Here is a 26,490-nt window from a genome sequence, read left to right as displayed (position 1 = left end):
GCATATATGGTTAACGTAGTTTTTAGAATTAATATATGCGTATAGATAAGTATTTATGGTGTGTGAGGTATTACAAAACTCGAAGTATTGCTACAACGGCTTGTAAAAAAGGACAGGTAAAGGTAAACGGAGATGTGGTAAAACCAAGTCGAGAAGTTTATGCCACTGACATTATTGAACTCAGAAAAGATCAAATAAACTACAAACTTAAGGTGAATGATGTGCCGGAAAGTCGCGTTGGCGCTAAGCTGGTAGACATTTACCGTACCGACATTACACCTAAAGAGCAGTTTGAAGCTCAGGAACTATTAAAATTCGCGAAAGACTACTACAGGAAGAAAGGTGTTGGTAGACCAACCAAAAAAGATCGACGCGATATTGATGATTTTACAAACGAAAATGAGTAATTTTACCATCTCAATTTAATACCCTTCGAAATTATGAATGCGACAAGCAGTGTGATATTGAACCATGATGAAATTAACCACAAAATTAGACGTATTGCGTTTCAAATTTACGAGAGCAATGTCTATGAAACGGAAGTTATTTTAGCCGGTATCGATCGTAACGGGTATATTTTTGCTGAAAAACTTAAAACTATTCTTGAGGACATTTCAGAGATTCATCCTGTTTTATGTAAAGTCTCTATTGATAAAAAACATCCTCAGAACAACATAAAAACCTCATTAACACCTGAAGAATACGAAAACAAGTCGTTAGTATTGGTTGACGATGTTTTAAATTCTGGAACTACACTAATTTATGGTGTGAAACACTTTTTAGATGTCCCGTTAAAACGTTTTAAAACGGCAGTTTTAATCAACAGAAACCATAAAAAATATCCTATTAAAGCTGATTTTAAAGGCATTTCTCTATCAACATCGCTTCACGAGCATGTTAATGTGGTGTTAGATGGTGATACATTCGAAGCTACTTTAGAATAATTTCGAAAGTAGCTCATCTATAATTTCTGAAGTTGTTTTATTATCGGTAGGCAATACAATATTTGCCTGACTATAAAAAGGGGAACGTTCGAATAAATGTTTCCCTATAAATTCGCTAAGCTCTTCATCTGTTTTTATATGTGCCACTAAAGGACGTTTGCCTTTTTCATTTTTTAAGCGGTTTACCAATGTTGGTATTGATGCTTTAAGATAAAGGCTCTTAGCATTGGTAGCGTCCAAAATCAGCTGCATATTATTCCCATAACATGGCGTACCCCCTCCTAATGATAAAATTAAATTAGTTTTTCCTTCTAACAATTCTTTTAAGTATTTCGTTTCAGCTTTTCTAAAATAAATTTCCCCTTTCGTTTTAAAGATTTCGCTGATAGACATCTGCTCCTGAGACTCTATATAGTCGTCTAAATCTAAAAAGTTATAAATTAATTTCTCGGCTAAAACCCTACCTAAAGTAGACTTTCCTGATGCCATATATCCCACTAAAATAAAAATCATTGATCAGGTTATAAATTGATTATTAAAAACTTAAGTTTTCACTATGCAAAAAAACGAAAATTTCTTCTAAAAACTCCTTGTTTTTTTAAAAATAGGTTTTATATTTGCACCCGCAAACACGAAGTTTTAATGTTTGTAAAAAGAAAAAAGACTAGGTAGCTCAGCTGGTAGAGCATAACACTTTTAATGTTAGGGTCCTGGGTTCGAACCCCAGCCTGGTCACAAGAAAAAAGTTAAGCAAATGCTTAACTTTTTCTATTTTCACCCATACCACAAGACTTTTATTATGAGTGGAACTTCTCGAATACAAACTTCGAGATTGTTCATTATATTTAGCGCACGTGGCGGAATTGGTAGACGCGCCAGCTTGAGGGGCTGGTATTCGCTTAGAATGTGGAAGTTCGAGTCTTCTCGTGCGCACTTAATTAATAAAAAAACCTCGAGAATTATTCTCGAGGTTTTTTTATTGATATTTATTTTATTCTATCACAATAAACTTTGCTTTTAAAACATCTTTAAAGTTTCCTCCAACCATAACTTCAAATTCGCCTGGTTCTACAACTCGTTTCATTTCTCTATTCCAAATCGCTAATTCATCAGAAGATAATTCAAATTCAACATGTTTGGTTTCTCCTTTTTTAATAAAAACCCTCTCAAAACCTTTTAATGCTTTATGAGGTGTAGTCACACTACTATATATATCATTTAAATACAACTGAACGACTTCATCTCCATCATAGTCTCCCGTATTTTTTACATCTACTGAAACTACAACTTTACCTTCAATATTTATTTCTTCCGAACTTAATCTTAAATTTGAATATTCAAAAGTCGTATAGCTTAATCCATAACCAAAGGTGTACAACGGATTCTCACTTTCGCTTACATATCTGTGAATTGCTGATGGTTTTTGATTATAGTAAATAGGTAATTGCCCTACAGACTTAGGAAAAGTTATAGGTAATCGTCCTCCTGGATTATAATCTCCAAACAACACGTCTGCCACCGCGCGCCCTCCGGCTTCACCGGGAAACCAAGCCTCTAAAATAGCTGGTACATGTTCATTTATCCAGTTTATTGAAAGCGGACGCCCGTTTAATAATACACACACCACTGGTGTTCCTGTATTTTTAATAACTTCAATTAACTCTTGTTGCATGCCATGCAAATCTAAGGTGGCGACATCCCTATTTTCTTCCACCAACTCTCTCGACTCTCCTAAAACCACTACAGCTACATCTGCTTGTTTAGCAATGTCAATTGCAGGTTGTAAATTTATTTTTTCCAAATTCCAACGTAAATGTGCACGGGCTCCCCAGCCGCCTTCCCACATTTCTATACGCACTTTATACCGCTTTCCTGCTTCAATATTTTTTGGTGTAGTAACAATACTAGTGGCTCCTTTAGTCCAATTGTCAATTACCAATTGATCATCAATCCACATTCTAATACCGTCATCTGAACTTAAACCAATCCACCCATCAAAAGACGTATCCGATTGGATATAACCTGTCCAACGAATTGAAAAATCATCATCATTAACACCTTCTCCTGGATTCCAAGGCCAATCGAATTGTAATTCATTGTCAATACGTGTTAAAACCGGTTTGCCTTCTACTTTTCTATTATTAAAATACTCCCCCCTTAATCCATTCTGCTTTCCATCCGGCGTAAATAAATACTTAGAAGGAATAATTTGCCCCTTTACAATTAGTGGTACACCTTCTTCATAAAGTACATTTACATTCTTTCCGGCAACTAATTTAATACCTTCCAAAACTGTAGTTGCCACCTTATTTTTCACTGAATACCCACCTAGTCGAGATGCATCAGCATTTGGACCAATAACAGCAATAGTTTTCATGTCCTTACTCAATGGCAATAACTTGTTTTGATTTTTAAGTAAGCTAATTGATTTACGACCTGCCTCTAATGCAATTTCTTGATTTTCCTTAGAGTGAAAACGGGTTTCAATCAATCCTTTTTCGGTATATGGATTTTCAAATAACCCTAATAAAAATTTAAGCCTTAAAACCCCTCCAGCAGCGCGATCAATATCTTTCATTGACAGTTTTCCTTCGTTTACCAATTCTATCAAGGTTTCCTGCCAAAACTCATTTGAAAAATCATAGAACTGCATATCAACTCCCGCTGAAACGGCCTGACGAATACTCTCTTTTGGTGAATCGGCTACATAATGTGTGGTTTGTATATATTTTATTGCTCCTAAATCAGAAACAACAATACCTTTAAAATTCCATTCTTTTCTCAAAACATCAGTCAACAACCAATGATTCGCCGCACAAGGAATACCATCCAACTCGGAATAGGCACACATCGCTCCTAAAGCACCTCCTTGCTTATAAACTTTTTCAAATGTTGGCAAGAAATCTTCACGTGCAGTTCGTTCTCCTACAATAACTGGTGACGAATTACCACCTGCCTGAGGATAACTGTGTACCGCAAAATGCTTAGGCTCAGCAATTATTGATCGGTCAGAAGCCAAGGTATCTCCCTGCATTCCTCTAACCATTGCCAAACCAAGCTCTCCTGCCAAATACGTGTCCTCCCCAAAGGTCTCTGCAACACGCCCCCAACGCGGTTCACGACCAATTCCCAGAACCGGTCCTAAACCAAAATGTACACCGTGAGCACGAGCTTCACATCCGATTACACCCCCTACTTTTTCCATTAAGTTTTTATCCCAGGTAGCCCCAAGTCCTATATTCATTGGAAAAGCGGTGCTACCTTCATCTAAATATCCATGCAACATTTCACACATAATTAGCACTGGAATCCCCCAACGGTTATTTTTTATAACATTTTTTTGAAGATCGTTAATCATCTTTGCTGAACGAGGATAAATGTCATGGATAGCTCCAACGCCTAAATCGCCAATTTTCTCATTGGTTTTCGATTTAGAAAAATCTTCACCTTCTTTAAAAAATTCTCCTTTATACATATCCATTTGACGCACTTTCTCTTCTAAAGTCATACGGCTTAACAGATCAGACAAACGTTCTTCTACCGGCAAATTCGAATTCTGATAAGGATATTTTTGAGCAAATCCGAAATAGAATGAGCTCAAAACCACTATTAATGCTGAAATTATCTTTTTCATATCTAAAGCTTTTCTTTTAACAAAATCATTGGACAATCACATTTCATTCATGATTACTCATTTTTATATCAATATTAATTTAAATGATAAACAAAATACAATTACACATAACTTACACAATATTAGAATTAACACATTATTTGAAGGAGTTTTTTCGACGAGCGTTTATTTCTATGGACTTAAAGACATTTTTTAATGATTTTGAAGAAATACGTTCAATTTTAAACAGTTATTCATTATTTTTGTTTAGCTAAATTCAAAAAAAAATGAACAAGATTCGTGTCAATTTCAGTATTAAAGATCTTGAAAACCTCTCCGGCATCAAAGCACATACCATTAGAATCTGGGAAAAACGCTATAATTTATTAGAGCCTAACCGCACTGATACCAACATAAGAACTTATAACACAGCCAGCCTTCAAAAGCTATTAAACATTGCATACTTAAACAACAATGGTTTTAAAGTTTCAAAAATAGCCGACTTAAACGAAGATGAAATCGCAATAAAAGTTAAAGAAATAGTAGCAGAAAGTAACAAAGATAGTTTCGCCATCAATGCGTTTAAAATGGCTATGATTAATTTTGATCAGTCTCTATTCGACAAAACCTATAACAACTTGTTAAAGGAACAGTCCTTTGAGGAGGTATTTTACTCAGTATTTCTTCCACTACTCAACGAAATCGGGTTACTGTGGCAAACAAACACAATAACACCGGTACACGAACATTTTATTTCAGTACTTATCAAACAGAAACTATTGCTAAGTACCGAAAAATTAGGCGACTTTGAAAATGCTTCTGATTCCAGAACATTTGTTCTTTTCCTGCCAGACAACGAAATTCATGATATTGGTCTGCTTTTCATTAATTACCTTTTAAAAAGCAAAGGTTACCAAACCATTTTTCTGGGTCCAAGCGTACCTACCGCAAACCTTTATGAACTTTATGAATTTTTCGACAACATCACGTTTATCTCCTATTTCACCATTTTCCCTGAAGAAGATTTAATTGAAACTTACATAAAAGATTTTAATGAATTATTATTAATAGAGAACAAATCTTATCTTTATTTACTAGGCAATAAAACTATTAACCTTAACCATTCTCAATTACCTGAAAAGGTTAAAGTTTATCAAAGCATAAAAAATTTAGTTAAAGAAATGTGATAGAAATTCATTTTGTTTAACTTTTTACTATATTTGTTCAACAAAATGAAAACAACAATTATAATTTTAGGTTCCGGTTTTTCTTCTCTAGCTGCATCATGCTATTTGGCTAAAGCAGGATATGAGGTCACAATTTTTGAAAAAAACACTACTATTGGTGGTCGTGCACGTCAATTAAAAAAAGATGGTTTTACATTTGACATAGGTCCAACCTGGTATTGGATGCCCGACGTATTTGAACGCTTTTTTTGTGATTTCAATAAAAAACCATCAGATTATTATAATCTAGAAAAGCTTAATCCTGCCTACAGTGTTTACTTTGGAAAAAACGATTATATCACCATCGAAGACACTTTAGATAAAATATGCAAAGCCTTTGAAAAGGAAGAACCAGGTAGTTCAGTTAAACTCAAATCTTTTATAAACAAAGCGAAGAGCAATTACGACATCGCCATAAAAGATTTAGTTTACAATCCGGGCGTATCTCCTCTGGAGTTAATAACCCCTGAAACAATAAAAAAACTCAATCAGTTTTTTAGCAACATTAAAAAAGATGTTAGAAAATCGTTTAAAAACAAACGACTGGCCCAAATTTTAGAATTTCCAGTGTTATTCTTGGGCGCCAAACCAAGTGATACGCCTTCGTTTTACAATTTCATGAACTACGCCGATTTTGGTCTTGGAACATTTCACCCCAAAAAAGGCATGTACCAAGTTATTCTGGCCTTAAAAAGTCTTGCGGAAGAACTTGGTGTAAAAATCAAAACTGAAAACCCTGTTGAAAAAATTATCGTAAGTAATAGAAAAGCTTCAGGTATCATTTCAAACGGAAAAACATATTCAGCTGATATTATTGTGAGTGGTGCCGATTATCACCATACAGAAACCTTATTAGATAAACCTTTCAGACAGTACTCGGAAAACTATTGGAACAAAAAAACCTTTGCGCCGTCTTCACTTCTATTTTATGTTGGTTTTGATAAAAAAGTTGAGAATGTTGATCATCACACCTTATTTTTTGATGTAGATTTTGATCTTCATGCCAAAGCCATTTACGACACTCCCGAATGGCCTGAAAAACCATTATTCTACGCTAGTTTCCCAAGTAAAACAGATGAAAGCACAGCCCCTGAAGGCAAAGAAGCTGGCATATTTTTAATTCCGTTAGCTCCCGGATTGACAGACACACCAGAATTAAGAGAGACATATTTCAATAAAATTACAAATCGCTTAGAAGATTTAACCTCACAAAACATTAAACAACACATAATATTTAAAGAAAGCTTTTGTATCAACGATTTCATTAACGATTATAATTCATTTAAAGGCAATGCCTACGGCATGGCCAATACACTAATGCAAACTGCTTTTTTAAGACCCAAATTAAAAAGTAAAGAAGTAAACAATTTGTATTTCACCGGCCAGTTAACGGTTCCTGGCCCCGGCGTTCCTCCTTCATTAATCTCAGGAAAATTAGTAGCCGATTTAGTAATCAAACACCATAGCCTATGAAAGCATTATTCGACACGGTGTCTTACAACTGCAGTAAGATAGTAACCAATGCCTACAGTACATCGTTTTCTCTTGCTACCAAAATGTTATCGAATTCCATACGTGACGATATTTATAACATTTATGGCTTTGTAAGATTTGCCGATGAAATTGTCGATTCATTTAACGATTACGACAAAGAAACTTTATTCAATAAATTTGAAGATGATTTAAACGATGCCTTGAAAAATCGCATTAGTTTAAATCCTATCCTAAATGCATTTCAACATACGTATTACAAATACAATCTCACAAAAGACATGGTTGATGCTTTTATGCAAAGCATGCGCTTAGATTTGAATAAAAATGATTACAATACCGTTGAAGAATACAAAAACTATATTTACGGCTCTGCCGATGTAGTTGGCTTAATGTGTTTAAAAGTATTTGTAAAAGGTGATAGCAGAAAGTTTGAAGAGCTTAAAGCATCAGCAATGTCTTTAGGCTCTGCCTTTCAAAAAGTAAATTTCTTAAGAGATTTAAAAGCCGATACAGAAGGTTTAAATCGTAGTTATTTCCCAAATATCAACTTAGACGAACTCGACGAAACCTCCAAAGAGCAAATTATTGAAGATATTGAATACGATTTCGAAAGAGGTTTACATGGGATAAAAAAACTTCCAATAGAAGCTAAATTTGGAGTATTCATGGCATACCGCTACTATAAGCAATTGCTAAAAAAATTACAAAAGACTCCGGCGCTACATATTAAAAATACCAGAATACGTGTTTCCAATCCTAAAAAAATAGAACTCTTAATGCGTAGTTATGTCAAGTATCAATTAAATTTAATGTAACTTTAAGTCATGCAAATAGTCTATTGGATCCTTATTTTTTTAGCAACGTTTTGCTTTATGGAATTTATGGCGTGGTTTACTCATAAATACATCATGCATGGTTTTTTATGGCGTTTACATAAAGACCACCACAAAAAAGACCATGATAACTGGTTTGAGCGTAACGATGCGTTCTTCATATTTTACGCCGTAATTAGTATTGGGTTCTTTTTACTTTGGAAATACACCAGCTTTTGGCCGGGCTTACCTATAGGATTAGGTATTTTTGCTTATGGGTTCTGTTATTTTATGGTACATGACATTTTTATTCATCAGCGTTTTAAAATCTTCAGAAATGCCAATAACTGGTATGCTAAAGGTATCAGAAGAGCACATAAAATGCACCATAAACATATAGGTAAAGAAGATGGCGAATGTTTCGGAATGTTATTTGTCCCTTTTAAGTATTTCAAACAATAAATTTCATGAATTACCTATATTTATTACTAAACTTAGGGTCACTTTCTGTTCCCTTTCTGTTTAGCTTTCACCCCAAGCTAAAATTTTATACCCATTGGAAGGGATTAGCTTTAGGAATTCTTGCTGGAATGCTTCTATTTATTCCCTGGGATGTGTTTTTTACTATTAACCAATATTGGGGATTTAACCCGACTTATTATTTAGGCAAAACCATTTTAGGACTTCCAGTTGAAGAATGGCTATTTTTTATTTGTATTCCTTATGCCTGTGTGTTTACCCACTACGCTTTACTATACTATTTTCCGAATTTAAAACTGAAGAATAAAACAACCAAGCTTGTTAGTTATTTGCTTATTTTTTTATTTTTTGTAGTTGCTATTTATAATACAGACAAATGGTACACACTCATTAATTTTGGTGTTGCAACCATTTTAACATGTGTTGTAATAACTAAATCTTCTGAAATTTTACAAAGTTATCTTTTAACGTTTTTAGTAATGCTTATTCCCTTTTTCATTGTGAATGGCATCTTAACCGGAAGTTTTATCCCCAATGAAGTCGTTTGGTACAACGACAGTGAAAATCTGGGAATACGTATGTTTACCATCCCTGTTGAGGATAGCATTTATGCCTTTTCTTTAATTCTTCTGAATTTATATATCATTAAAATATTTGAAAACCGAAAAACTAATTAACCACATTTACAAGATTTCCCTTTAAATAAGACCCTAAATTATTGACAGCTGTAGTCATTAATCTCGTTCTTGCTGCTTTGGTTGCCCAGGCGATATGAGGTGTTATAATACAATTTTTAGCATGTAACAACGGGTTATCGACTGAAATAGGTTCTTTAGAAACCACATCTACCGCCGCTCCAGCAATTTTATCGGAATTCAAAGCTTCAGCTAAATCCGCTTCAACTACCAAGCCTCCTCGAGAGGTATTAATTAACATCACGCCATCTTTCATTTTAGCAATATTCGTTTTATTGATAATACCTTCTGTATCTTCAAATAACGGACAATGTAAACTTATTATATCAGATTTTTTCAATAATTCATCTAAGTCCACAAACTTGCAGGTTTTAGATTCTAAATCAGACTTTTTAGTTCGGCTATAAGCCAGAATATTTAACCCGAAAACTTGCGCCATTTTTGCTGCAGCCTGGCCAATACGACCAAACCCCACAATTCCCATGGTTTTACCTTCAAGCTCAATTAAAGGCGAATTCCAAAAGCAAAAATCGGCCGACTTTGTCCATTCTCCGGACTGAACGGCTTGATTATGCGCACCTATATGATGACATAATTCCAGTAACAAAGCCATAGTGAACTGTGCCACGGCTGTTGTTCCGTAAGATGGAATATTAGTTACCGTGATTCCTAATGCCTTAGCTGCAACAACATCAACCACATTATAACCTGTAGCCAAAACACCTATGTATTTTATGTTTGATCCTCGTTTCAAAACTTCGGCAGGTAATGGTGTTTTGTTTGTAAAAACAATTTCAGCATCGCCAATCGCTTCAATTATAGTGTTTGAATCAAATCCTGTTCGATCATGCACTTTTAAATCACCGAATTGCGAAATCCCTTCCCAGCTTAAATCTCCCGGATTTAAAGTATATCCATCTAAAACAACTATCTTCTTATTCATTTGCTGATGCTTTTAACAAATTATCTATTGTCGTTCTAACTTTATCACTATTCCAATTGGCACTTCGGCTTTCATCTATAATTATTTGTCCGGAATGATCAATTAAAAATGTTCTAGGAATGGTCGTCACATCAAAATATTCAGGGTATTGCGTAGCGGGTTGATAGACTTTAAACGTATAATTATTATCCTTTAAAAAAGTATTTACCTCGGAGAAATCGTCACTGGTAACAAACAAAAATTCCACCTTACCCTTGTAATCATCAAACAGCTTTTGCATGCTTGGCATTTCGGCAATACATGGCGGACACCAAGTCGCCCAAAAATTAATCAAAACCACCTTACCTTGCGCTGATTGAAAATGATAAGTTTCCTGATTCTCGTCTTTCAACATCCAATTATAATCCGAAATCGTCTTTAAATCATCCGTCGATTCTAACGACGGACCAAACATGGCGATTCCTTTTTGAAGAAAAACCTGAATAGGTTTACGCGTTTTCGGAATAAGTAAAAGTCCGATTACGATAAAAAATAAAATGTTTTTGAACTTTTCTTTAGAAATAGCCATAAATATAGGATATAATTGAATTGTAAAACTAAAAAATAAGATTATGAAACCCCGACCATTTGTCTAAAAATTAACGTTTAAGAGTTAAATTTAAAGCACAAAAAAACCTCCATGAATGGAGGTTTTCAAATATATTTAAGTCAAATTATTTCTCTTCTTCCGCAGAAACCGTTTCAGCTTCGGCTTCTTCAGCTAGGCTGTCTAAAAGATCATGTTTTTGTAATAAGTTATACCACTGAATTACTTTTTTGATATCGCTGGCATACACACGGTCTTCATCGTAATTTGGTAAAATCCCGAAGAAGTACTCTTCTAATTTATCTTTACTATCCTTTGGAGAAACCGAAGTTTGGGCTCCGTTTTCTTTAGCTTTAATATTTTCAAAAACCTGTCTTAAAGGCACTTCTTCTTCTAATGTATAAATAGCTATTTCGCTTAATACACTTACATTTTGCTGAATACCTACCGATATACGCTTGTTATCTACTAATGATTCTGCAACAAAACCAGCACGTGTTTGAGCTACTAACTTGTATAAACCCGGTTTTCCTGCTATTGAAAGTACTTTATCTAAACTCATAAATTATTTTTTGAAAGTCGCAAATATCAACTGTTTATTGATGTCTTGCAAATATTATCGTTTCTTTTTTTGGGCTGGAAAACGCATTCTGTAATCCACATTTATTTTTCCTTTCGAGATGTTACTTAAACGTCCTTTAATTAAACGCTTTTTTAAAGCCGATAATTTATCGGTAAACAACACACCCTCGATATGGTCGTACTCATGTTGAATAACACGCGCAACCAAACCATCGAAAACTTCAGTTTTCTCATTGAAATTCTCATCTAAATACTCAATAGTAACTTTTGGTTTTCTGAATACATCTTCACGAACATCTGGAATACTTAAACAACCTTCGTTAAATGCCCACTCTTCGCCTTCTTCCTTAACAATGGTTGCATTTATAAACACGCGCTTAAAACCTTTTAAAGCTTCTTGTTCTTCTTTTGTCAAATCTTCGTCTTCAGAAAACGGTGTCGCATCGATAACAAACAAACGTATTGGTAAGCCTATTTGCGGCGCTGCTAACCCTACACCATAGGCGTTATACATGGTTTCAAACATATTATCGATTAACACATTTAAATCCGGGTAATTTTGATCTATATCTTCTCCTACTTTTTTCAAAACAGGGTCGCCATAAGCTACAATAGGTAATATCATATTTTGTTATCTGTTATATTTGGTGCAAAAATACAATTCTAAAAAATAAAATCTGTTAAAGAAATCCATAAAAAAACTCCCTGAAACTTAGGGAGTTTATATGATATGAAGATTTCTTATTATTTTGAAATGACAATTTTTCTCGTAATTGAACCATAATCGGTTGCTATTTTTACCATGTATAATCCGTTAACCAGACTTCCTATATTTATTGATTTAGACGTTCTATCAGCAACACTATCTCTTAGAACCATTTTACCGGTGATATTGAAAACTTCAATTTTTGCAGTTGTATTTAAACCAAAGGTTAGCTGAATTTCATTGCCTCCAAATACCGGACTCGGGTATATTTTTAAATCTTTAGATAACTCGACAAAAGCCTCAACAGGAAGAGTTCCATTCGAATAGGAACAAGTAGTGTCAAAACCTGTAGTTACTTCAAATCCTGCTCCTGAAAGCGGAGAATCTCCCGTATTAAGATTGTAATTAGAAATATTTTCTGTACAACTTCCTAAGGTAAACGTAGAAATTACCTCAGTAGTATTGTCTTTTACCTGAATGGTTTGTGGCCTGCTATTACAAAAAGAAGTTCCGTCTGGGTAATAAAATACGATAACTGTTCCGTTAATTAAAGTTCCTCCTCCAGCAGGACAAGGTTCGGCATACGCCATGTTAAAACCTAAAAAGGCAGCTAAGCATAAAAAGTAAATTTGTTTCATAAATTAATGGTTTAGTGTTAGTTATAATTAAATATAATTATTTTTCATTAAACCATAACATCTTCATCATTTAGAATACAAATAGCTCTGTAGGATAAGCGTCGCACTTATTTCATCAATCAGGGCTTTATTCTTTCGTTGGTTCTTCTTTAATCCACTGTCTATCATGGTTTGAAAAGCCATTTTAGATGTGAAACGTTCATCAACTCTGTAAACTGGTATATTTGGGAACTGCTTTTTTAATTTTTCTAAAAACGGTTGAATTAGCACTTCACTTTCTGAAGCTGTATTATCCATTTGTTTAGGCTCACCTACCACAAATAACTCAACAGTTTCTTTTTCTGTGTAATCTTTTAAAAAGGGAAGTAATTCTTTAGTATTAACCGTCGTTAATCCGGAGGCAATGATTTGTAACTCATCGGTAACAGCAATTCCTGTGCGTTTCATTCCATAATCGATTGCTAAAATTCGGGCCATAATTTGTGTTTAAACAAAAATAATATTTTATCTGCATATACTGTAGGAAATTCAATTTATTTCATAAAAAAACCACCTAAAAAAAGGTGGTCTTCTCTAACTTAATCTTAAAATATCAACACTCAAAATTGAGTCCCTTATCCTTATGCTTTTTCAGCCTTATTTATTTTAGGAAATAGCAAACTTAAATTATCTACATTTCTAGTCTTGTTAAAGTACTTTCTAATATCGCTGGTCGTTTTTGCAATAACCTCTTTAACTTCAGTAGCTTTGATAAATAAAACCTCTTTGTTTTTAGAAGTATTTTCTTCAGAAGCCACAACTGCATTATCATCATTAGACACTAAAACGGTACTGTTAGTTTCATTAGAAGTCACCTCTACTGTGTTTTGAGCACCTGCGAAAGAAACTGAAAATAAAAAAACGATTAGTATGTAGATATTTGTTTTCATGTCGATTTGGGTTTTGATTACACTCCAAAGATATATTGACACTTAAGCCTTGACACAATAAAATAGTTGTAAAACGCTGTATTTTCGTTTATTAGAAGAGACACATATTTTTATCGACAAACAGACAAAACAGCTGTTTTTTAAGACTAAAAACACGCAAAATGCATTTCATCGATTATTACTTTTCCTTTATCAGATAAAAACCCCAAAAAGCATATGAAAAAACTCCGATAAACGACATCAATTTTCACTTCCGACGAATCGATTTTAATTATCATTTCGTATCTCGTTTTTAAGCTATACATCTTATATTTGTACAAAATTTTATTAAGAATGACAGAATTAAGAGAAATAATTGAACAAGCTTGGGAAAACAGAAACCTTTTAAAAGATGAAAACACAACATCTGCAATTAGAAAGGTGGTTGACCTAGTTGATAAGGGAGAATTAAGAGTAGCTGAACCTGTAGAAAACGGTTGGCAAGTAAACGAATGGGTAAAGAAAGCCGTGGTATTATACTTCCCTATTCAAAAAATGGAAACTATCGAATGTGGTCCGTTAGAATTCCACGATAAAATCCCCTTAAAAACTGGTTATGCCGAAAAAGGTATTCGTGTAGTACCTCACGCTGTTGCAAGACATGGTGCTTATATTTCTCCGGGTACCATTTTAATGCCAAGTTATGTAAATATTGGTGCTTATGTTGACGAAGGCACTATGGTTGATACTTGGGCAACGGTTGGTAGCTGTGCACAAATTGGTAAAAATGTACACTTATCTGGTGGTGTTGGTATTGGAGGTGTTTTAGAGCCATTACAAGCTGCTCCGGTAATTATTGAAGATAACGTATTCGTTGGTTCACGTTGTATCGTGGTTGAAGGTGTTCACGTTGAAAAAGAAGCCGTATTAGGGGCTAACGTGGTATTAACAATGAGTACTAAAATTATTGATGTAACCGGTGACGAACCTATAGAAATGAAAGGTCGCGTTCCTGCTCGCTCCGTTGTAATTCCAGGAAGCTACACTAAAAAGTTCGCTGCTGGTGAATACCAAGTTCCTTGTGCTTTAATTATTGGTAAACGTAAAGAAAGTACAGATAAGAAAACATCATTAAACGATGCACTTCGTGATAACGATGTAGCGGTATAAAAAACTATTTCAAGTTAAAATGCTTCTCTAAGGCTTGCCACTGAGAAGTATTTTTATCTTCCGATACATTTTCTTTCTTCAAAGAAACTTTTTGAGTCCCCATAATAGGTATTGTATCCTTAACTGGGGACTCTACTTTTTTACAGTCTACTCCTTCTACTAAAGCAACAGCCTTGAACCATAAATCGTCCGCTTTAGGTGCTAACTCCAAAAATAATTTATCATTCCTAATTAACTCTGAAAATTGATTGGCTGGATATAATATACCTTCTGATCCAATCGGTAAAAACCATTTCTCATCTTCCTTTCCATCACATTTCCATTGTTTGTATGGCAAAAGAGCCCCTTTATCATCATATTTTATGCAACGTACGCGATGCGCAACCACAGAATCCGGGTATTTTTGATGAGTTTCAACAAGCGATTTCAACCAGTTCTTATCATAAATAACATCATCATCACATGTAACAACTGGCAAATCTTTAAACAATTCCAAAGAATGAATAAGCTTTTTATGTGAACAATGAAGTTTTGTTAATTTAATTTGAAAAATATCTCCTTCAAGCTGTTTTAACGAATTTGGAATATGAGATTGCATATCTTCGTTAATCCATAAAACAATATGACTTGGACGAACACTTTGCGATAAAACACTTCTAATAACCAAGTGAACCTTAGATAAACGGTATGGAATAGTTGTTAACGACACAATCACAGGAAACTCATTACCTTTTTTAGATTTTATTTTTTCAGCTGATAGTAGACCAAGTTTAATTGTCTTTATTAAAGACACTGGAATTTCCTTTAATTTCATTGACTCTGTGTTTTTATAATTCCGTAATTTGTAAAGCTAGCTTCTGTACTTTCTTATTATGTAGCTATTGTCTAATTTTTATAACTATATTCCCGCTTTTTTTATACTCCAATTAAGAATTTGAACAAAAAATACCATCGAATATTTCAAACTTAACTTTAACAACTAATTTAATCAATAGTTAAATCTAGTTCTTCTAATTTCTTTTTCATTAATCCAATTTTCAAAGTCAAAATACAAAGGTGAAATTTTAAATAATTTAGTTCCTCCTAAGGCCTGAGTTTGCTTTCTTTTAAAAGCCTGAAAAAGGGCAACATGCTCAAAAGCTCCTAGACTATCAATAGTTTTTGCTCCAAAGGAAAGTTTATTCTTAAACGGTAATTTATGAAAATCTTTAATCACCTCATCATCAACACGTTCCCTATCACTAATAATAAAATAAAAATTATCTAAATCGAAATTTTCCAGCATTCTATTTCTTCTGCGATGCCATTTTTCTGAAGCTTCTTTTTCTGAATTATAATGTGAAAAATGCAATTCAATATCACCTAATTTTGCCACTGGATACGTTTTTTCTCTATCCTTATAAACCGACTCTTCTACAAAAACCAATTCTTCATTCATATACCTTTTAAAATCCTGAAGCAGTTTTAAGTAGCAGGGACCATATAAAAACATTCCTACAAAAGGCGTATTATACGGAAGTCCAAAACTCTTATAAACTTGACCTGCAAAACAATTATTGGCAATTATTACAAAATCTGTATTTTTCAATAACGCTACATCTTTATTTTTAAAGTGTTTGTTAATTTTTCTCCTGATAAAAAATTCCAAATGCAAAAAGATTGCTTTTAATCTTACCCAAGAAAAACGAATAGTTGCAAATTTTAATGATACCATTCCTCTATTTGTTTTAATTATTATCAACCTCTATTGGAGTTCGATAATACTTCCTTTTTTAAAGCTTAACACAGAGCTAAAACTAAATCCATATCTCAATATTTACTATATAACTTTTAGTAAGCAATACTTTTGGTGTATCGAACATATAATTATGTACGTTAGAATGGACAATTTAGTCTTTCTTAATTCCGAAATTTGTCCAGCTAAGTTTTTGCTCTTTAGTAGTCGCTCGAATGGCTAAATTTTTATTAATGGATTCCTGATTTTTATAACCTCTAGGGTGATCTAAATGCAAACAAATCGCACTGTATCGTATTTGTTTTGATTTTATACCTAAGTTAAATAAACGCTCACCTAACTCACGATCCTGTCCCCCATATTGCATCCGTTCATCAAATCCATTCACCGCAAGAATATCCGATTTCCAACCCGAAGCATTATGTCCATTCCAGCTTGCATTGGTTGGTGTTAATTTATTTAATAATTTTTCTTTTAATCCGGAAGCCGTTAACTTGTTGTTCTTAAATGATGATTGTAACCCTTGAGATTTCAGCCAGGATAACTTAAAACAATCCTGAGATAAGATATCTTTTTTTGTAATGGTTTCGGAAATGGACATGGGTAACATAAAATACCCACCAGACAAGAAATACCCCTTTTCTTTGTTTTTAATATGCACCTGAACATAATCTGCTCTGGCAAGGCAATCGCCATCACTCATTAAAATATAATCGGCATTACATTTTACAATGGCTTTGTTTAATATTTGTGATTTCTGAAATCCGTTATCTTCATGCCACACATGAATAATGGGATAATGCACTTCCTTTTGCATACGTTCAATTAAATCGAACGTCGGCTGTTTCGAACCATCATCAGCAATAACAATTTCAAAATCTTTAAAGGTTTGTGCCTCATAACTCCACAGCACTTTTTCTAACCATGCCTCGGAATTATATGTACTTATTATTATTGATATTTCAGGTGTTTTATATGTGCTTTGTGATTCCAAACTTTGTTGTCTTAGATTTCTTTGTTTTTGTGACTTTTCGAATAGCTTGATTTTTATTTAAAGCTTCCTCGTTTTTATAAGGTCTATCGTGATGCAAATGTACACAAATCGCACTATATCTTATTTGTTTAAATGCAATTCCGCAATTCATTAAGCGTTCGCCAATCTCTCGATCTTCGCCTCCATACTGCATTCGTTCATCAAATCCATTCACATCTATTATATGTTGTTTCCACCCAGACACATTCATCCCATCAAAAGTCGCTTTGGTTGGTGTAAACGTATTTAATAACCTCGCCTTTATTCCTGAAGCAGTCAATTTATTAGTTTTAAATGTCTTTTTTAATCCGTGCTCCAATAACCATTTCAATTGAAAACAATTTTGATTTTCTATATCTTCTTTTGAAATCGCTTTTGAAATTCCCTGCGGAAGTTTAAAATATCCGCCCGACAAAAACGTATTGGGTTTGCGTAATGCTAAATGAGTTTCTACAAAATCGTTTCGCGGAATACAGTCACCATCGGTAAAAATCAAATAATCTGAAGCCGTTTTTAAAATGGCTTTATTAAGAATTTTAGTCTTCTGAAAACCATCATCTTCCTGCCAAACGTGTATAATTTTAAGCTTAGTATGTTGAATAAAACGGTCGATAAGCTGTTTTGTAGACTGACCCGAGCCATCATCGGCTATTACGATTTCAAAATTGGTTTCGGTTTGAACTTCATAACCCCAAAGTACTTTCTCTAACCATTCCGGCTGGTTATAAGTACTTATGATTACTGATGCTTTTAGTATGCTCATTGCCGCAAAAATAACTATTTTTGACGAACCTTAAATAAAGAATATGATTAAACTATCGGGGGTTATTATCACATTTAACGAAGAACGTAACATTGAAAAATGCTTACAGTCTTTAGTAAATGTCGTTGATGAAATAGTTGTTGTAGATTCATTCTCAACCGATAACACTAAAGCTATTTGCACTAGATATAAAGTAAAGTTTGTTGAACAAAAGTTCTTAGGTTATATCGAACAAAAGAACTTTGCACTTACCCAAGCTAGTTACGATTATATTGTTTCCCTTGACGGCGATGAAGCCTTATCTGAAACGCTTCAACAATCTATTCTTAAATTAAAGGATAACTGGACGTTAAACGGATATTACAGCAACCGATTCAATAATTTTTGCGGACAATGGATTAAATATTCCGACTGGTATCCGAATAAAAAATTACGCGTTTTCGATAGGCGAAAAGCTGAATGGAAGGGCAAAGACATCCATGAAACTATTCAATTAACTAATTCTAAAAAAATCGGGTTCCTAAAAGGTGATATTCTACACTATACATACCAAACCTATTCTGAGTTCAATTTAAAGACCGAACATTTCTCTAGTATTTCAGCAAAAGCTTATTTTGATTTAGGAAAAACCTCTTCGATTTGGAAAATATTATTCAATCCAACCTGGGCATTTTTTAAAGCATACTTTTTAAGATTAGGGTTTCTTGATGGTTTAAACGGATTTGTTATCTGTGTACAAACCGCTAATATTACCTTTTTAAAATATACTAAGCTTAGAGAATTAGAAAAACAGAGGAATTAGTTTTTCTTCCAGAACTTAAGCTTCTTTTTTAATCGTTTTTTACGGTGAAAACGTTCCTGAAAATCACAAGTCTCTTTCCACATAAGATTAAACACTTTCGCATAATCGTAACCTGAAACTTTAGCATACTCATCACTCATAACTTCTACCATAGATTTATGAATAGTTAAACGTGAAAAATTTTTGATACGGGTTTCAAAATCTAAATTACCAAAATTCATTCTGTTTAAATCTACTAGATAAAATTTGTATTCTTCACCTTCTTTACGAATTAAAGTATTACCTGGTGAATGATCTAAAAAATGAATACCCTTCTCGTGTAGCGAATACGTGAATCTTGTGAATGCTCTTAAAATAGGGTCGTAATTTGGATAATCAAATTGCTTCGTTAGTTCTCTATAGGTTAAATCGCATTCTAAATGCTCACTAATATAAAAGCTCCTTTTGAATAATAAAGACGTTGTTTGCTCTAGATAGGCTATTGGTTTCGGAGTGCCAACACTTAAACTAATGAGTTTATTAGCATATTCAAAAGAGCGTTGGGCCTTACTCTTTCTTAAAAACTTATAGGCTATTTGGTTAAAGATGTTAGGTATTTTAAATGCCTTTACATTTAAAACTTCATTGTAGAAAGTAAATGTTTTGATGGTGTTTCTATCCTGATTCCCAATCTCATTTCCTTGATAATCAAAATTATCAATAATCTCTAAAACCTCCTTTTCTTTGGACTTATAAGCCTCTACAAATACTTTCTTCATCTACACATTAAGTTAACAACCAATTATTTAAATTAAAATATAAAAAAGTAAGTTTAAACATTTTCTTTCCGTTTGGCACATATTTCTTATTCTTTTTATGCGACTCTAAAACCTTAATATGCCTTTTACCTCTTAATTCTTTGTGATCCTTAATACTAAAGGACAACTTATTTTTAAATGGCAACTGATGAAATTCCAACAAATGCTCTTTGGTAGTTCGCTCTCTATCGCAAATTTTAAAATAGTAATTATCTAAATTTGTTTCTTGCAACATACGCTCTGTTCGACGTTTCCATTTCTCCTTCGCTTCTTCCTCGGTTTCGTAATGGGTAAAATGAATCTCAACATCATCTAGCTTTGCCAAAGGATAAGTTAACTCCCTGTCCGGATAAAATGATGAACTTACAAACTCTAGTTCTTGAGTCATGTAATATTCAAAATTATTCAACAATTTCAGATAACATGGACCGTACAAAAACAAACCAACAAATGGAGAATTATAAGGGCGCTCATACCACTGATACGCCGTACCTCCCCAGCAATTATTAGAAATAATTACAAAATTTTTATCCTTTAATAATGCAATATCCCTTTTATTAATAACACTTTTAAACTTCTCCCTAAACTTTCTTTTAATAAAAACAGAACTTTCCCTTATCATAATTACATCTATATATTAAAACCTGGTATGTCAACCTCATTTTTAATACGGCGCAATATTACTAAACATTTAAAGAATGTGAAAAAGTAATATTAAATTTGCACCAAAAACAAAATAGATGCAAGCCGAAATAAACAAAGCTTTAGAAATCCTGAGAACCGGCGGTTTAATCCTTTATCCTACCGATACCGTTTGGGGTATTGGTTGCGATGCTACTAACCCTGAAGCCGTTAAAAAAGTTTACGAACTTAAAAAACGTGAAGACAGCAAAGCCCTTATTTGCTTAGTTGCCGACGACCGTATGCTTAAAAAGTACGTAAAGCAAGTACCTCTAGTTGCTCTAAATATTATTGAGGTTACCGATAAACCTACAACTATCATATACGACGATGCACAAAATTTAGCCGACAATCTTGTTGCTGAAGACGGTACAATTGCCATTCGTATTCCGGATGACGAATTTTGCTATCAGCTTACTCGACGATTAAATGGCGCTATTGTGTCAACTTCTGCCAATATTAGTGGCGAACCTACGCCAAAATCGTATAAAGAAATAAGCCCAGAGGTTTTAAAAGGTGTAGACTATGTTGTAAATTTGCACCACGAAAAAAAATGCGACAAACCATCGTCTATCATTAAACTGAGCAATAATGGTGTCGTAAAAATAATAAGACCTTAAAACACATAGTTTCAAATTCCAAAATCCAACATAAATTCTTGGAAATTGGTGCTTGAAATTTGATGATTATGAATCATAAACAAGCATTAGAGCACAACATATTTAAAATTATTTCTCAATCTGCCAAAGAATTAAATCTCGAGAGCTATGTAATTGGTGGCTTTGTCCGCGATTTTATTTTACAACGAGGCAATGCGAAAGATATCGATGTGGTTGCCATAGGCGATGGTATAAAGCTAGCTAAACAGGTTGCTAAAAACTTACCCAATAAACCCAAAGTACAGGTTTTTAAAACCTACGGCACTGCCATGCTACGTTACGACGATATTGAAATTGAATTTGTTGGTGCCCGAAAGGAATCTTACGACGAAAACAGCAGAAACCCTGCAGTAGAAAACGGAACGCTTAAAGACGACCAGAACCGTCGTGATTTTACCATTAATGCGTTAGCACTTAATCTAAGTGAAGCTGAATTTGGGAATCTTTTAGATCCTTTTGGAGGCATTCAGGATTTAGAAAACAAAATCATCCGTACACCTTTAGATCCGGATATTACTTATAGCGACGATCCGCTACGTATGATGCGCGCCATTCGATTTGCAACCCAACTTGGATTTCGAATTGAAGATGAATCCTTAAATGCAATTACAAGAAACAGTCATCGTATTGAAATCATTACCAAAGAGCGCATTGTTGTTGAACTGAATAAAATTCTTGAAAGCAAAAAACCATCAATAGGATTTCTTTTACTGGATAAAACAGGACTTTTACCATATATTTTACCCGAACTTTTAGCCTTAAAAGGCATTGATGAAGTTGAAGGCCAACGCCATAAAGATAATTTTTATCACACCTTAGAAGTAGTTGATAATATTGCCGAGAACACCGATAATCTTTGGTTACGCTGGGCGGCTTTATTGCACGATATTGGTAAAGCGCCAACAAAGCGATTCAGCAAAAAAGTCGGTTGGACCTTCCATGGGCATGAATTAGAAGGGTCTAAGATGGTATTCCGACTGTTTAAAAGACTTAAAATGCCATTAAATGACAAAATGAAATTTGTTCAGAAAATGGTATTTATGAGTTCACGCCCAATCGTTTTGGCTCAGGATATCGTTACCGATTCTGCCGTACGTCGTTTAATTTTTGATGCCGGTGAGTTTGTCGAGGATTTAATGACGCTTTGTGAGGCTGATATCACGACCAAAAACCCGAAAAAATTTCAAAAATATCATAACAACTTCAAAATTGTTCGTCAGAAAATTGTTGAAGTTGAAGAGCGCGATCATGTTCGTAATTTCCAACCTCCAATTTCAGGTGAAGAAATTATGGAGACCTTCAATTTAAAGCCTTCTAAAGAAATAGGCATTATTAAAGAGACCATAAAAGAAGCGATTTTAGAGGGTGATATTCCAAACGAATATGAAGCTGCTTACAATTTAATGCTCCAAAAAGGGCAAAAACTAGGTCTTGTTGCTGTAAATAAATAACAAACCTGTCAGCATATAAAAGCTATGAAAACAAAAGACAATAAAAGCGTAATCTACTGGTTATTATCAGGGTGTTTACTCATTTTTATTATGGTAATTGTAGGTGGTATTACCCGCCTTACCGATTCGGGTTTATCGATCTCTAACTACAAACTAATTACAGGAACCATCCCTCCTGTTGGCGATCAGGAATGGCAGGATGCTTTTGATTTGTATAAGCAGTATCCCGAATACCAGAAGCTCAATAACCATTTTACCATTGAAGATTTTAAATCTATCTACTTCTGGGAATGGCTGCACCGCCTTATTGGTCGAGTTATTGGCTTGGTTTTCATTTTTCCTTTCATCTATTTTTTAATAAGAAAACAGTTAACAAAGTCGACCATAAAAAAATGTATTGTACTACTAGGACTTGGTGCTTTTCAAGGCTTTTTAGGTTGGTACATGGTTAAAAGTGGATTAGTCGATATGCCTGATGTGAGTCATTTTAGACTGGCAGCCCATTTAATTACGGCGTTTATGACTTTTGCGGCTACGCTTTGGGTGGCTTTAGATTTAATGTATCCTGATAGAAAACCTGCTAATAAACCCATGAAAAACATCATTATTATTGGTTATCTGGTCTTAATTTTCCAGATTATTTATGGTGCTTTTGTTGCCGGACTTAAAGCAGGTTTATTACACAACCACTGGCCTTTAATGAATGAAGGACAGTTTATTCACTTTAGTGCTTACGTTTTAGAGCCGTTTTATAAAAATTTTATAGAAAACCCAAGCGGTATTCAATTTGCTCATAGAACGACAGCTTATCTAGTTGTATTCTGCATTGGTCTTATCTGGTGGAAATCTAAAAAGTTCAGCTTAACCGATTTACAAAAAACTGGTATTAACAGTTTACTACTTTTAGTGGTCGTTCAATTTGTATTAGGTGTTTTCACGATACTGCTTCAAGTGCCTTTATGGTTGGGAATAGCACATCAAATAGGGGCATTTTTCTTACTAAGTGCCATGACATTTACTTTGCATCGTTTTAGTAAATAACACATTTTACAGGTACGCCAGGATTAAGAAAACATAAGAGAAATTTAACCTTGTAACATGTAATCTCGACTATCGAGTATTACAAAAAAAACTTACCTTTGCACTTTAATTTTTTATAATGATTTACAGATTTAGAGTTATACTTGATAACGATGTTGAAGAGAACGTATTTCGTGATTTAGAAATTCGTGAAGACGATACTCTTGAAGATTTACACAATATCATCACCCAGTCTTTTGGTTTTGATGGTAACGAAATGGCTTCATTTTATTTAAGCGATGATGAATGGAACCAAGGCGAAGAAATTTCGTTATTCGATTTAAGCGACGACAATTCGGCACGTTTAATGCATGAAACCTCTATTAACGATGCTGTAGATAAATCGCGTACTAAACTGATTTATGTTTACGACTTTTTAAGTATGTGGACATTCTTTGTAGAACTAGCAGAAGTAGTTGAAGAAATACAAGGTGTAGACTACCCGAACCTGATGTACGTTCACGGACAAATTCCTGATACGGCTCCAGAGAAAAGTTTTGAAGCCGATGATGACTTTGAAGATTTTAACGATGAATTCGAAGATGGTTTTGACTTTGATGATTACGATGGTCTAGACTTCGACGAAAACTGGAACTAATTCCTGTTATTTAAAATTTAAAGGATTTACATTTTCATAATTATGGGTTAAATATTCTAAAGACTTCTTTAGGATATTGCCCATTGATTTGCACTTTTTAAAGTTGACATCTAAAGTATAATCATATATTTTCGACTTTAATAAATTGATGTTTTCTTCCTTAGAAATCACATCATTTTCCATACACAACAGCAGCTCATCAATACGATCATGAAAACTTTTTAAGCGCTTTACCAATATAGAACGCTCTTCAATTTTGTACTGATCAATGGATAATTTCTGAAAGGTTTCAGACACCAGCTCCACCATTTTTAAATTCTCTTTAAAAAATTGCGGACGGTAAATATTAAACTTGCCTTCGTAAGACTGCTGATCGAAATCAATCGCCCTGATTTTATACACCACATGGTCAAAATCATGTGTAGGTACTATCACATAATTATACGAACGCATGTCACCTAAAAGTCGAATCATACAGCGCTCGTTAAACTTCACAAACTCTTTAGCAATCTGTGATTTCTCCGATTTATCGCATTTTGGTAAAAATTTCTTTATGAACTCATCACCTGGAATACCAGCGATATGCTCTTCAATTAGGGTGTCTTTATAGACTAGAAAGTTTAAGTTATAAGGGGATAGCATATGCTCCAATTCCAAACCATAAACTCTGGAAGCATCAGCTTTTTTAATGTAGAAATAGGTATAATTATCGTTTAAAATATTTCGGACTTTAATTCTGAATGGCTTCGAATTTCCAAACGTACAATAGTCTATGGCGTCAACACTTAAAAAAGGTAAGGTATTCTCATTACCATCGGAATGTAAAATCGTGTAAACCTTTTTCAACGAAAATTCAATCTCTTCACGTTCATAATCATTATAGTAAACACGAATCCAAAGGGTATCGTTATCTTCTTTATCGTAAACCACAATAGAGCCTTGAAAACGCAACAAATCATCATAAAAAATGGGTAATTTTATGTTTCTGTTGTATTCGGTTAAATACGCATCAAGTTGTTCGGTTATGGGGTATGAAGGTTTCTTCTTTGAAATAATTAAATCGTCCATATGCATATTGTTCCAGTCAAATCGAGCTCATAATTTACTTATTTTTTTTTAACCTGTAACAAAATACGCTGAGTATCGTCATACTTTTAAACTAACCTGTGCCTCGGCATAAAAAAGAAACCATTTGGAACCAATATTAACGCTTAATAATCTCACAAAAAAATTTGGTCATTTAACCGCAGTAAAAGACCTCTCATTCACCATTAACAAAGGCAATATTTATGGCATATTAGGTCCAAACGGCAGCGGTAAATCCACGACGCTTGGTATTGTTTTAAATGTAGTTAACAAAACTAGTGGCGATTTTAAATGGTTCGACGGAAACACCTCAACACACGACGCTCTTAAAAAAGTTGGCGCCATAATCGAACGCCCTAATTTTTACCCTTACATGACAGCAACTCAAAACCTGAAACTGGTTTGCAACATTAAAGGGGTGGATTACTGTAAAATTGATGAAAAACTTGAAGTTGTAGGTCTTTTAGAAAGAAAGCACAGCAAATTCAGCACTTATTCCCTAGGTATGAAACAACGTCTGGCTATTGCTTCTGCCCTGCTTAACGATCCTGAAATTTTAATTCTTGACGAACCTACCAATGGTTTGGATCCGCAAGGCATTCATCAAATACGTGAAATTATAAAGCAAATTGCAGAAAAAGGCACAACCATTCTTCTCGCATCGCATTTATTAGATGAAGTAGAAAAAGTATGTTCACACGTGGTGGTCCTTAGAAAAGGCGTGAAATTATATTCGGGTCGTGTTGATGAAATGATTTCCAGTCATGGTTTTTTTGAATTAAAATCTAACAACCAGGAAGCCTTAATCGCGCTTTTAGAAAACCACAAATCGGTTTCCAACATAAAAATAAAAGATAATTTAATCACTGCATTCTTAAATGAACCCATAGATAGCGGAACGTTTAACCAATACCTTTTTAATCAAGGTATTGTACTAACCCATTTAGTACAACGTAAAGAAAGCTTAGAAGAGCAATTTTTACAATTAACCGACAAAAACTAACCGCC

General features: G+C 34.0%; 30 protein-coding genes and 2 tRNA genes. 16 read left to right on the top strand and 16 right to left on the bottom strand.

Features of this window, described 5'->3' with window-relative positions; genetic code table 11:
* Nucleotides 1-35 precede the first annotated feature (35 nt).
* Nucleotides 36-407, top strand: coding sequence for an RNA-binding S4 domain-containing protein (locus tag ICJ84_RS05810; RefSeq protein ID WP_188215391.1), 372 nt, complete (start codon nucleotides 36-38; stop codon nucleotides 405-407).
* Between the two features lie 33 nt (nucleotides 408-440).
* Nucleotides 441-944 carry a phosphoribosyltransferase family protein gene (locus tag ICJ84_RS05805; protein WP_188215390.1) on the top strand — a complete coding sequence of 168 codons (504 nt, stop codon included), beginning with the start codon at nucleotides 441-443 and terminating at the stop codon, nucleotides 942-944.
* Here the strand turns inward: ICJ84_RS05805 and ICJ84_RS05800 are convergent.
* Nucleotides 936-1,457 carry a shikimate kinase gene (locus tag ICJ84_RS05800; protein ID WP_188215389.1) on the bottom strand — a complete coding sequence of 174 codons (522 nt, stop codon included), beginning with the start codon at nucleotides 1,455-1,457 and terminating at the stop codon, nucleotides 936-938. The two genes, ICJ84_RS05805 and ICJ84_RS05800, sit on opposite strands and share 9 nt — an antisense overlap.
* 149 nt (nucleotides 1,458-1,606) lie before the next feature.
* On the opposite strand from ICJ84_RS05800, the gene ICJ84_RS05795 reads away from it, so the two are divergent.
* A tRNA-Lys gene (locus tag ICJ84_RS05795) sits at nucleotides 1,607-1,679 on the top strand.
* Nucleotides 1,680-1,792: 113 nt separating this feature from the next.
* Nucleotides 1,793-1,877, top strand: a tRNA-Leu gene (locus ICJ84_RS05790).
* Between the two features lie 58 nt (nucleotides 1,878-1,935).
* Here the strand turns inward: ICJ84_RS05790 and ICJ84_RS05785 are convergent.
* A complete protein-coding gene (locus ICJ84_RS05785) occupies nucleotides 1,936-4,578 on the bottom strand; it encodes a glycoside hydrolase family 3 protein (protein WP_188215388.1) in 2,643 nt (880 codons plus the stop codon).
* A 266-nt stretch (nucleotides 4,579-4,844) separates the two neighbouring features.
* On the opposite strand from ICJ84_RS05785, the gene ICJ84_RS05780 reads away from it, so the two are divergent.
* The 5 genes from ICJ84_RS05780 to ICJ84_RS05760 are packed head-to-tail and all read left to right on the top strand — an operon-like array spanning nucleotide 4,845 to nucleotide 9,246.
* Nucleotides 4,845-5,744 carry a MerR family transcriptional regulator gene (locus ICJ84_RS05780; protein WP_188215387.1) on the top strand — a complete coding sequence of 300 codons (900 nt, stop codon included), beginning with the start codon at nucleotides 4,845-4,847 and terminating at the stop codon, nucleotides 5,742-5,744.
* A gap of 45 nt (nucleotides 5,745-5,789) precedes the next feature.
* The gene (locus ICJ84_RS05775) at nucleotides 5,790-7,256 is read left to right on the top strand and encodes a phytoene desaturase family protein (protein ID WP_188215386.1); all 1,467 of its coding nucleotides are present in this window, start codon (nucleotides 5,790-5,792) and stop codon (nucleotides 7,254-7,256) included.
* On the top strand, nucleotides 7,253-8,092 hold the full coding sequence (locus tag ICJ84_RS05770; RefSeq protein WP_188215385.1) for a phytoene/squalene synthase family protein: 840 nt from the start codon (nucleotides 7,253-7,255) through the stop codon (nucleotides 8,090-8,092). The genes ICJ84_RS05775 and ICJ84_RS05770 overlap by 4 nt, the downstream gene beginning before the upstream one ends.
* Before the next feature lie 9 nt (nucleotides 8,093-8,101).
* Nucleotides 8,102-8,551: a sterol desaturase family protein gene (locus ICJ84_RS05765; protein WP_188215384.1), complete on the top strand. Its 450-nt coding sequence runs from the start codon at nucleotides 8,102-8,104 to the stop codon at nucleotides 8,549-8,551.
* A 5-nt stretch (nucleotides 8,552-8,556) separates the two neighbouring features.
* Nucleotides 8,557-9,246, top strand: coding sequence for a lycopene cyclase domain-containing protein (locus tag ICJ84_RS05760; RefSeq protein WP_188215383.1), 690 nt, complete (start codon nucleotides 8,557-8,559; stop codon nucleotides 9,244-9,246).
* Here ICJ84_RS05760 and ICJ84_RS05755 read toward each other — a convergent pair.
* From ICJ84_RS05755 to ICJ84_RS05725, 7 genes are all read right to left on the bottom strand, one after another.
* Nucleotides 9,239-10,207 carry a D-2-hydroxyacid dehydrogenase gene (locus ICJ84_RS05755; protein WP_188215382.1) on the bottom strand — a complete coding sequence of 323 codons (969 nt, stop codon included), beginning with the start codon at nucleotides 10,205-10,207 and terminating at the stop codon, nucleotides 9,239-9,241. The genes ICJ84_RS05760 and ICJ84_RS05755 overlap by 8 nt on opposite strands.
* The gene (locus ICJ84_RS05750) at nucleotides 10,200-10,775 is read right to left on the bottom strand and encodes a TlpA family protein disulfide reductase (RefSeq protein WP_188215381.1); all 576 of its coding nucleotides are present in this window, start codon (nucleotides 10,773-10,775) and stop codon (nucleotides 10,200-10,202) included. Before ICJ84_RS05750 ends, ICJ84_RS05755 begins: the two co-directional genes overlap by 8 nt.
* A 145-nt stretch (nucleotides 10,776-10,920) precedes the next feature.
* Entirely contained in the window at nucleotides 10,921-11,355 is a 435-nt protein-coding gene (locus ICJ84_RS05745) for a DUF5606 family protein (protein WP_188215380.1), read from the bottom strand.
* 54 nt (nucleotides 11,356-11,409) lie between these two features.
* Complete coding sequence (def, locus tag ICJ84_RS05740) at nucleotides 11,410-12,000, bottom strand: peptide deformylase (protein WP_188215379.1); 591 nt, start codon at nucleotides 11,998-12,000, stop codon at nucleotides 11,410-11,412.
* A gap of 119 nt (nucleotides 12,001-12,119) precedes the next feature.
* The gene (locus tag ICJ84_RS05735) at nucleotides 12,120-12,719 is read right to left on the bottom strand and encodes a T9SS type A sorting domain-containing protein (protein ID WP_188215378.1); all 600 of its coding nucleotides are present in this window, start codon (nucleotides 12,717-12,719) and stop codon (nucleotides 12,120-12,122) included.
* 66 nt (nucleotides 12,720-12,785) lie between these two features.
* Nucleotides 12,786-13,196, bottom strand: coding sequence for a Holliday junction resolvase RuvX (gene ruvX, locus ICJ84_RS05730; protein ID WP_188215377.1), 411 nt, complete (start codon nucleotides 13,194-13,196; stop codon nucleotides 12,786-12,788).
* 143 nt (nucleotides 13,197-13,339) lie between these two features.
* A complete protein-coding gene (locus ICJ84_RS05725) occupies nucleotides 13,340-13,648 on the bottom strand; it encodes a hypothetical protein (protein WP_188215376.1) in 309 nt (102 codons plus the stop codon).
* A 333-nt stretch (nucleotides 13,649-13,981) separates the two neighbouring features.
* Here ICJ84_RS05725 and ICJ84_RS05720 point away from each other — a divergent pair, with 333 nt between their 5' ends.
* Nucleotides 13,982-14,797 carry a 2,3,4,5-tetrahydropyridine-2,6-dicarboxylate N-succinyltransferase gene (locus ICJ84_RS05720; RefSeq protein WP_188215375.1) on the top strand — a complete coding sequence of 272 codons (816 nt, stop codon included), beginning with the start codon at nucleotides 13,982-13,984 and terminating at the stop codon, nucleotides 14,795-14,797.
* A 4-nt stretch (nucleotides 14,798-14,801) separates the two neighbouring features.
* Here ICJ84_RS05720 and ICJ84_RS05715 read toward each other — a convergent pair whose 3' ends face one another.
* The 4 genes from ICJ84_RS05715 to ICJ84_RS05700 all read right to left on the bottom strand — a co-directional run bounded on the left by ICJ84_RS05715 (nucleotide 14,802) and on the right by ICJ84_RS05700 (nucleotide 18,328).
* Nucleotides 14,802-15,611, bottom strand: coding sequence for a glycosyltransferase family protein (locus tag ICJ84_RS05715; RefSeq protein WP_188215374.1), 810 nt, complete (start codon nucleotides 15,609-15,611; stop codon nucleotides 14,802-14,804).
* A gap of 174 nt (nucleotides 15,612-15,785) precedes the next feature.
* Nucleotides 15,786-16,511 carry a DUF1919 domain-containing protein gene (locus ICJ84_RS05710; protein ID WP_188215373.1) on the bottom strand — a complete coding sequence of 242 codons (726 nt, stop codon included), beginning with the start codon at nucleotides 16,509-16,511 and terminating at the stop codon, nucleotides 15,786-15,788.
* Nucleotides 16,512-16,686: 175 nt separating this feature from the next.
* Nucleotides 16,687-17,526 (bottom strand): glycosyltransferase family 2 protein, encoded by an 840-nt coding sequence (locus tag ICJ84_RS05705; RefSeq protein ID WP_188215372.1) that lies wholly within the window; start codon nucleotides 17,524-17,526, stop codon nucleotides 16,687-16,689.
* A complete protein-coding gene (locus ICJ84_RS05700; RefSeq protein WP_188215371.1) occupies nucleotides 17,504-18,328 on the bottom strand; it encodes a glycosyltransferase family 2 protein in 825 nt (274 codons plus the stop codon). The genes ICJ84_RS05705 and ICJ84_RS05700 overlap by 23 nt, the downstream gene beginning before the upstream one ends.
* A 43-nt stretch (nucleotides 18,329-18,371) precedes the next feature.
* On the opposite strand from ICJ84_RS05700, the gene ICJ84_RS05695 reads away from it, so the two are divergent.
* Nucleotides 18,372-19,130: a glycosyltransferase family 2 protein gene (locus ICJ84_RS05695; RefSeq protein WP_188215370.1), complete on the top strand. Its 759-nt coding sequence runs from the start codon at nucleotides 18,372-18,374 to the stop codon at nucleotides 19,128-19,130.
* On the opposite strand, the gene ICJ84_RS05690 is transcribed toward ICJ84_RS05695, so the two are convergent.
* Together ICJ84_RS05690 and ICJ84_RS05685 are read right to left on the bottom strand one after the other, a co-directional pair.
* Nucleotides 19,127-19,888 carry a lipopolysaccharide kinase InaA family protein gene (locus ICJ84_RS05690; protein WP_188215369.1) on the bottom strand — a complete coding sequence of 254 codons (762 nt, stop codon included), beginning with the start codon at nucleotides 19,886-19,888 and terminating at the stop codon, nucleotides 19,127-19,129. The genes ICJ84_RS05695 and ICJ84_RS05690 overlap by 4 nt on opposite strands.
* Before the next feature lie 7 nt (nucleotides 19,889-19,895).
* Nucleotides 19,896-20,549: a DUF1919 domain-containing protein gene (locus ICJ84_RS05685; protein WP_188215368.1), complete on the bottom strand. Its 654-nt coding sequence runs from the start codon at nucleotides 20,547-20,549 to the stop codon at nucleotides 19,896-19,898.
* A gap of 118 nt (nucleotides 20,550-20,667) precedes the next feature.
* On the opposite strand from ICJ84_RS05685, the gene ICJ84_RS05680 reads away from it, so the two are divergent.
* The 4 genes from ICJ84_RS05680 (at nucleotide 20,668) to ICJ84_RS05665 (ending at nucleotide 24,396) form a co-directional block, all read left to right on the top strand.
* Nucleotides 20,668-21,228, top strand: coding sequence for an L-threonylcarbamoyladenylate synthase (locus tag ICJ84_RS05680; protein WP_188215367.1), 561 nt, complete (start codon nucleotides 20,668-20,670; stop codon nucleotides 21,226-21,228).
* Between the two features lie 68 nt (nucleotides 21,229-21,296).
* Nucleotides 21,297-22,718: a CCA tRNA nucleotidyltransferase gene (locus tag ICJ84_RS05675; RefSeq protein ID WP_188215366.1), complete on the top strand. Its 1,422-nt coding sequence runs from the start codon at nucleotides 21,297-21,299 to the stop codon at nucleotides 22,716-22,718.
* A gap of 24 nt (nucleotides 22,719-22,742) precedes the next feature.
* On the top strand, nucleotides 22,743-23,759 hold the full coding sequence (locus ICJ84_RS05670; RefSeq protein ID WP_188215365.1) for a COX15/CtaA family protein: 1,017 nt from the start codon (nucleotides 22,743-22,745) through the stop codon (nucleotides 23,757-23,759).
* 118 nt (nucleotides 23,760-23,877) lie between these two features.
* A complete protein-coding gene (locus ICJ84_RS05665; RefSeq protein WP_188215364.1) occupies nucleotides 23,878-24,396 on the top strand; it encodes an IS1096 element passenger TnpR family protein in 519 nt (172 codons plus the stop codon).
* 6 nt (nucleotides 24,397-24,402) lie between these two features.
* On the opposite strand, the gene ICJ84_RS05660 is transcribed toward ICJ84_RS05665, so the two are convergent.
* Nucleotides 24,403-25,464, bottom strand: coding sequence for a hypothetical protein (locus ICJ84_RS05660; protein ID WP_188215363.1), 1,062 nt, complete (start codon nucleotides 25,462-25,464; stop codon nucleotides 24,403-24,405).
* A 124-nt stretch (nucleotides 25,465-25,588) separates the two neighbouring features.
* Between ICJ84_RS05660 and ICJ84_RS05655 the strand changes: the two genes are divergently transcribed.
* Nucleotides 25,589-26,485 (top strand): ABC transporter ATP-binding protein, encoded by an 897-nt coding sequence (locus tag ICJ84_RS05655; protein ID WP_188215362.1) that lies wholly within the window; start codon nucleotides 25,589-25,591, stop codon nucleotides 26,483-26,485.
* Nucleotides 26,486-26,490: the final 5 nt, after the last annotated feature.

Source organism: Aestuariibaculum suncheonense (assembly GCF_014596935.1).
GTDB lineage: Bacteria > Bacteroidota > Bacteroidia > Flavobacteriales > Flavobacteriaceae > Aestuariibaculum > Aestuariibaculum suncheonense.
The sequence above is the reverse complement of the archived record's forward strand: the minus strand, read 5'-3'. Positions and strand labels throughout refer to the sequence as shown.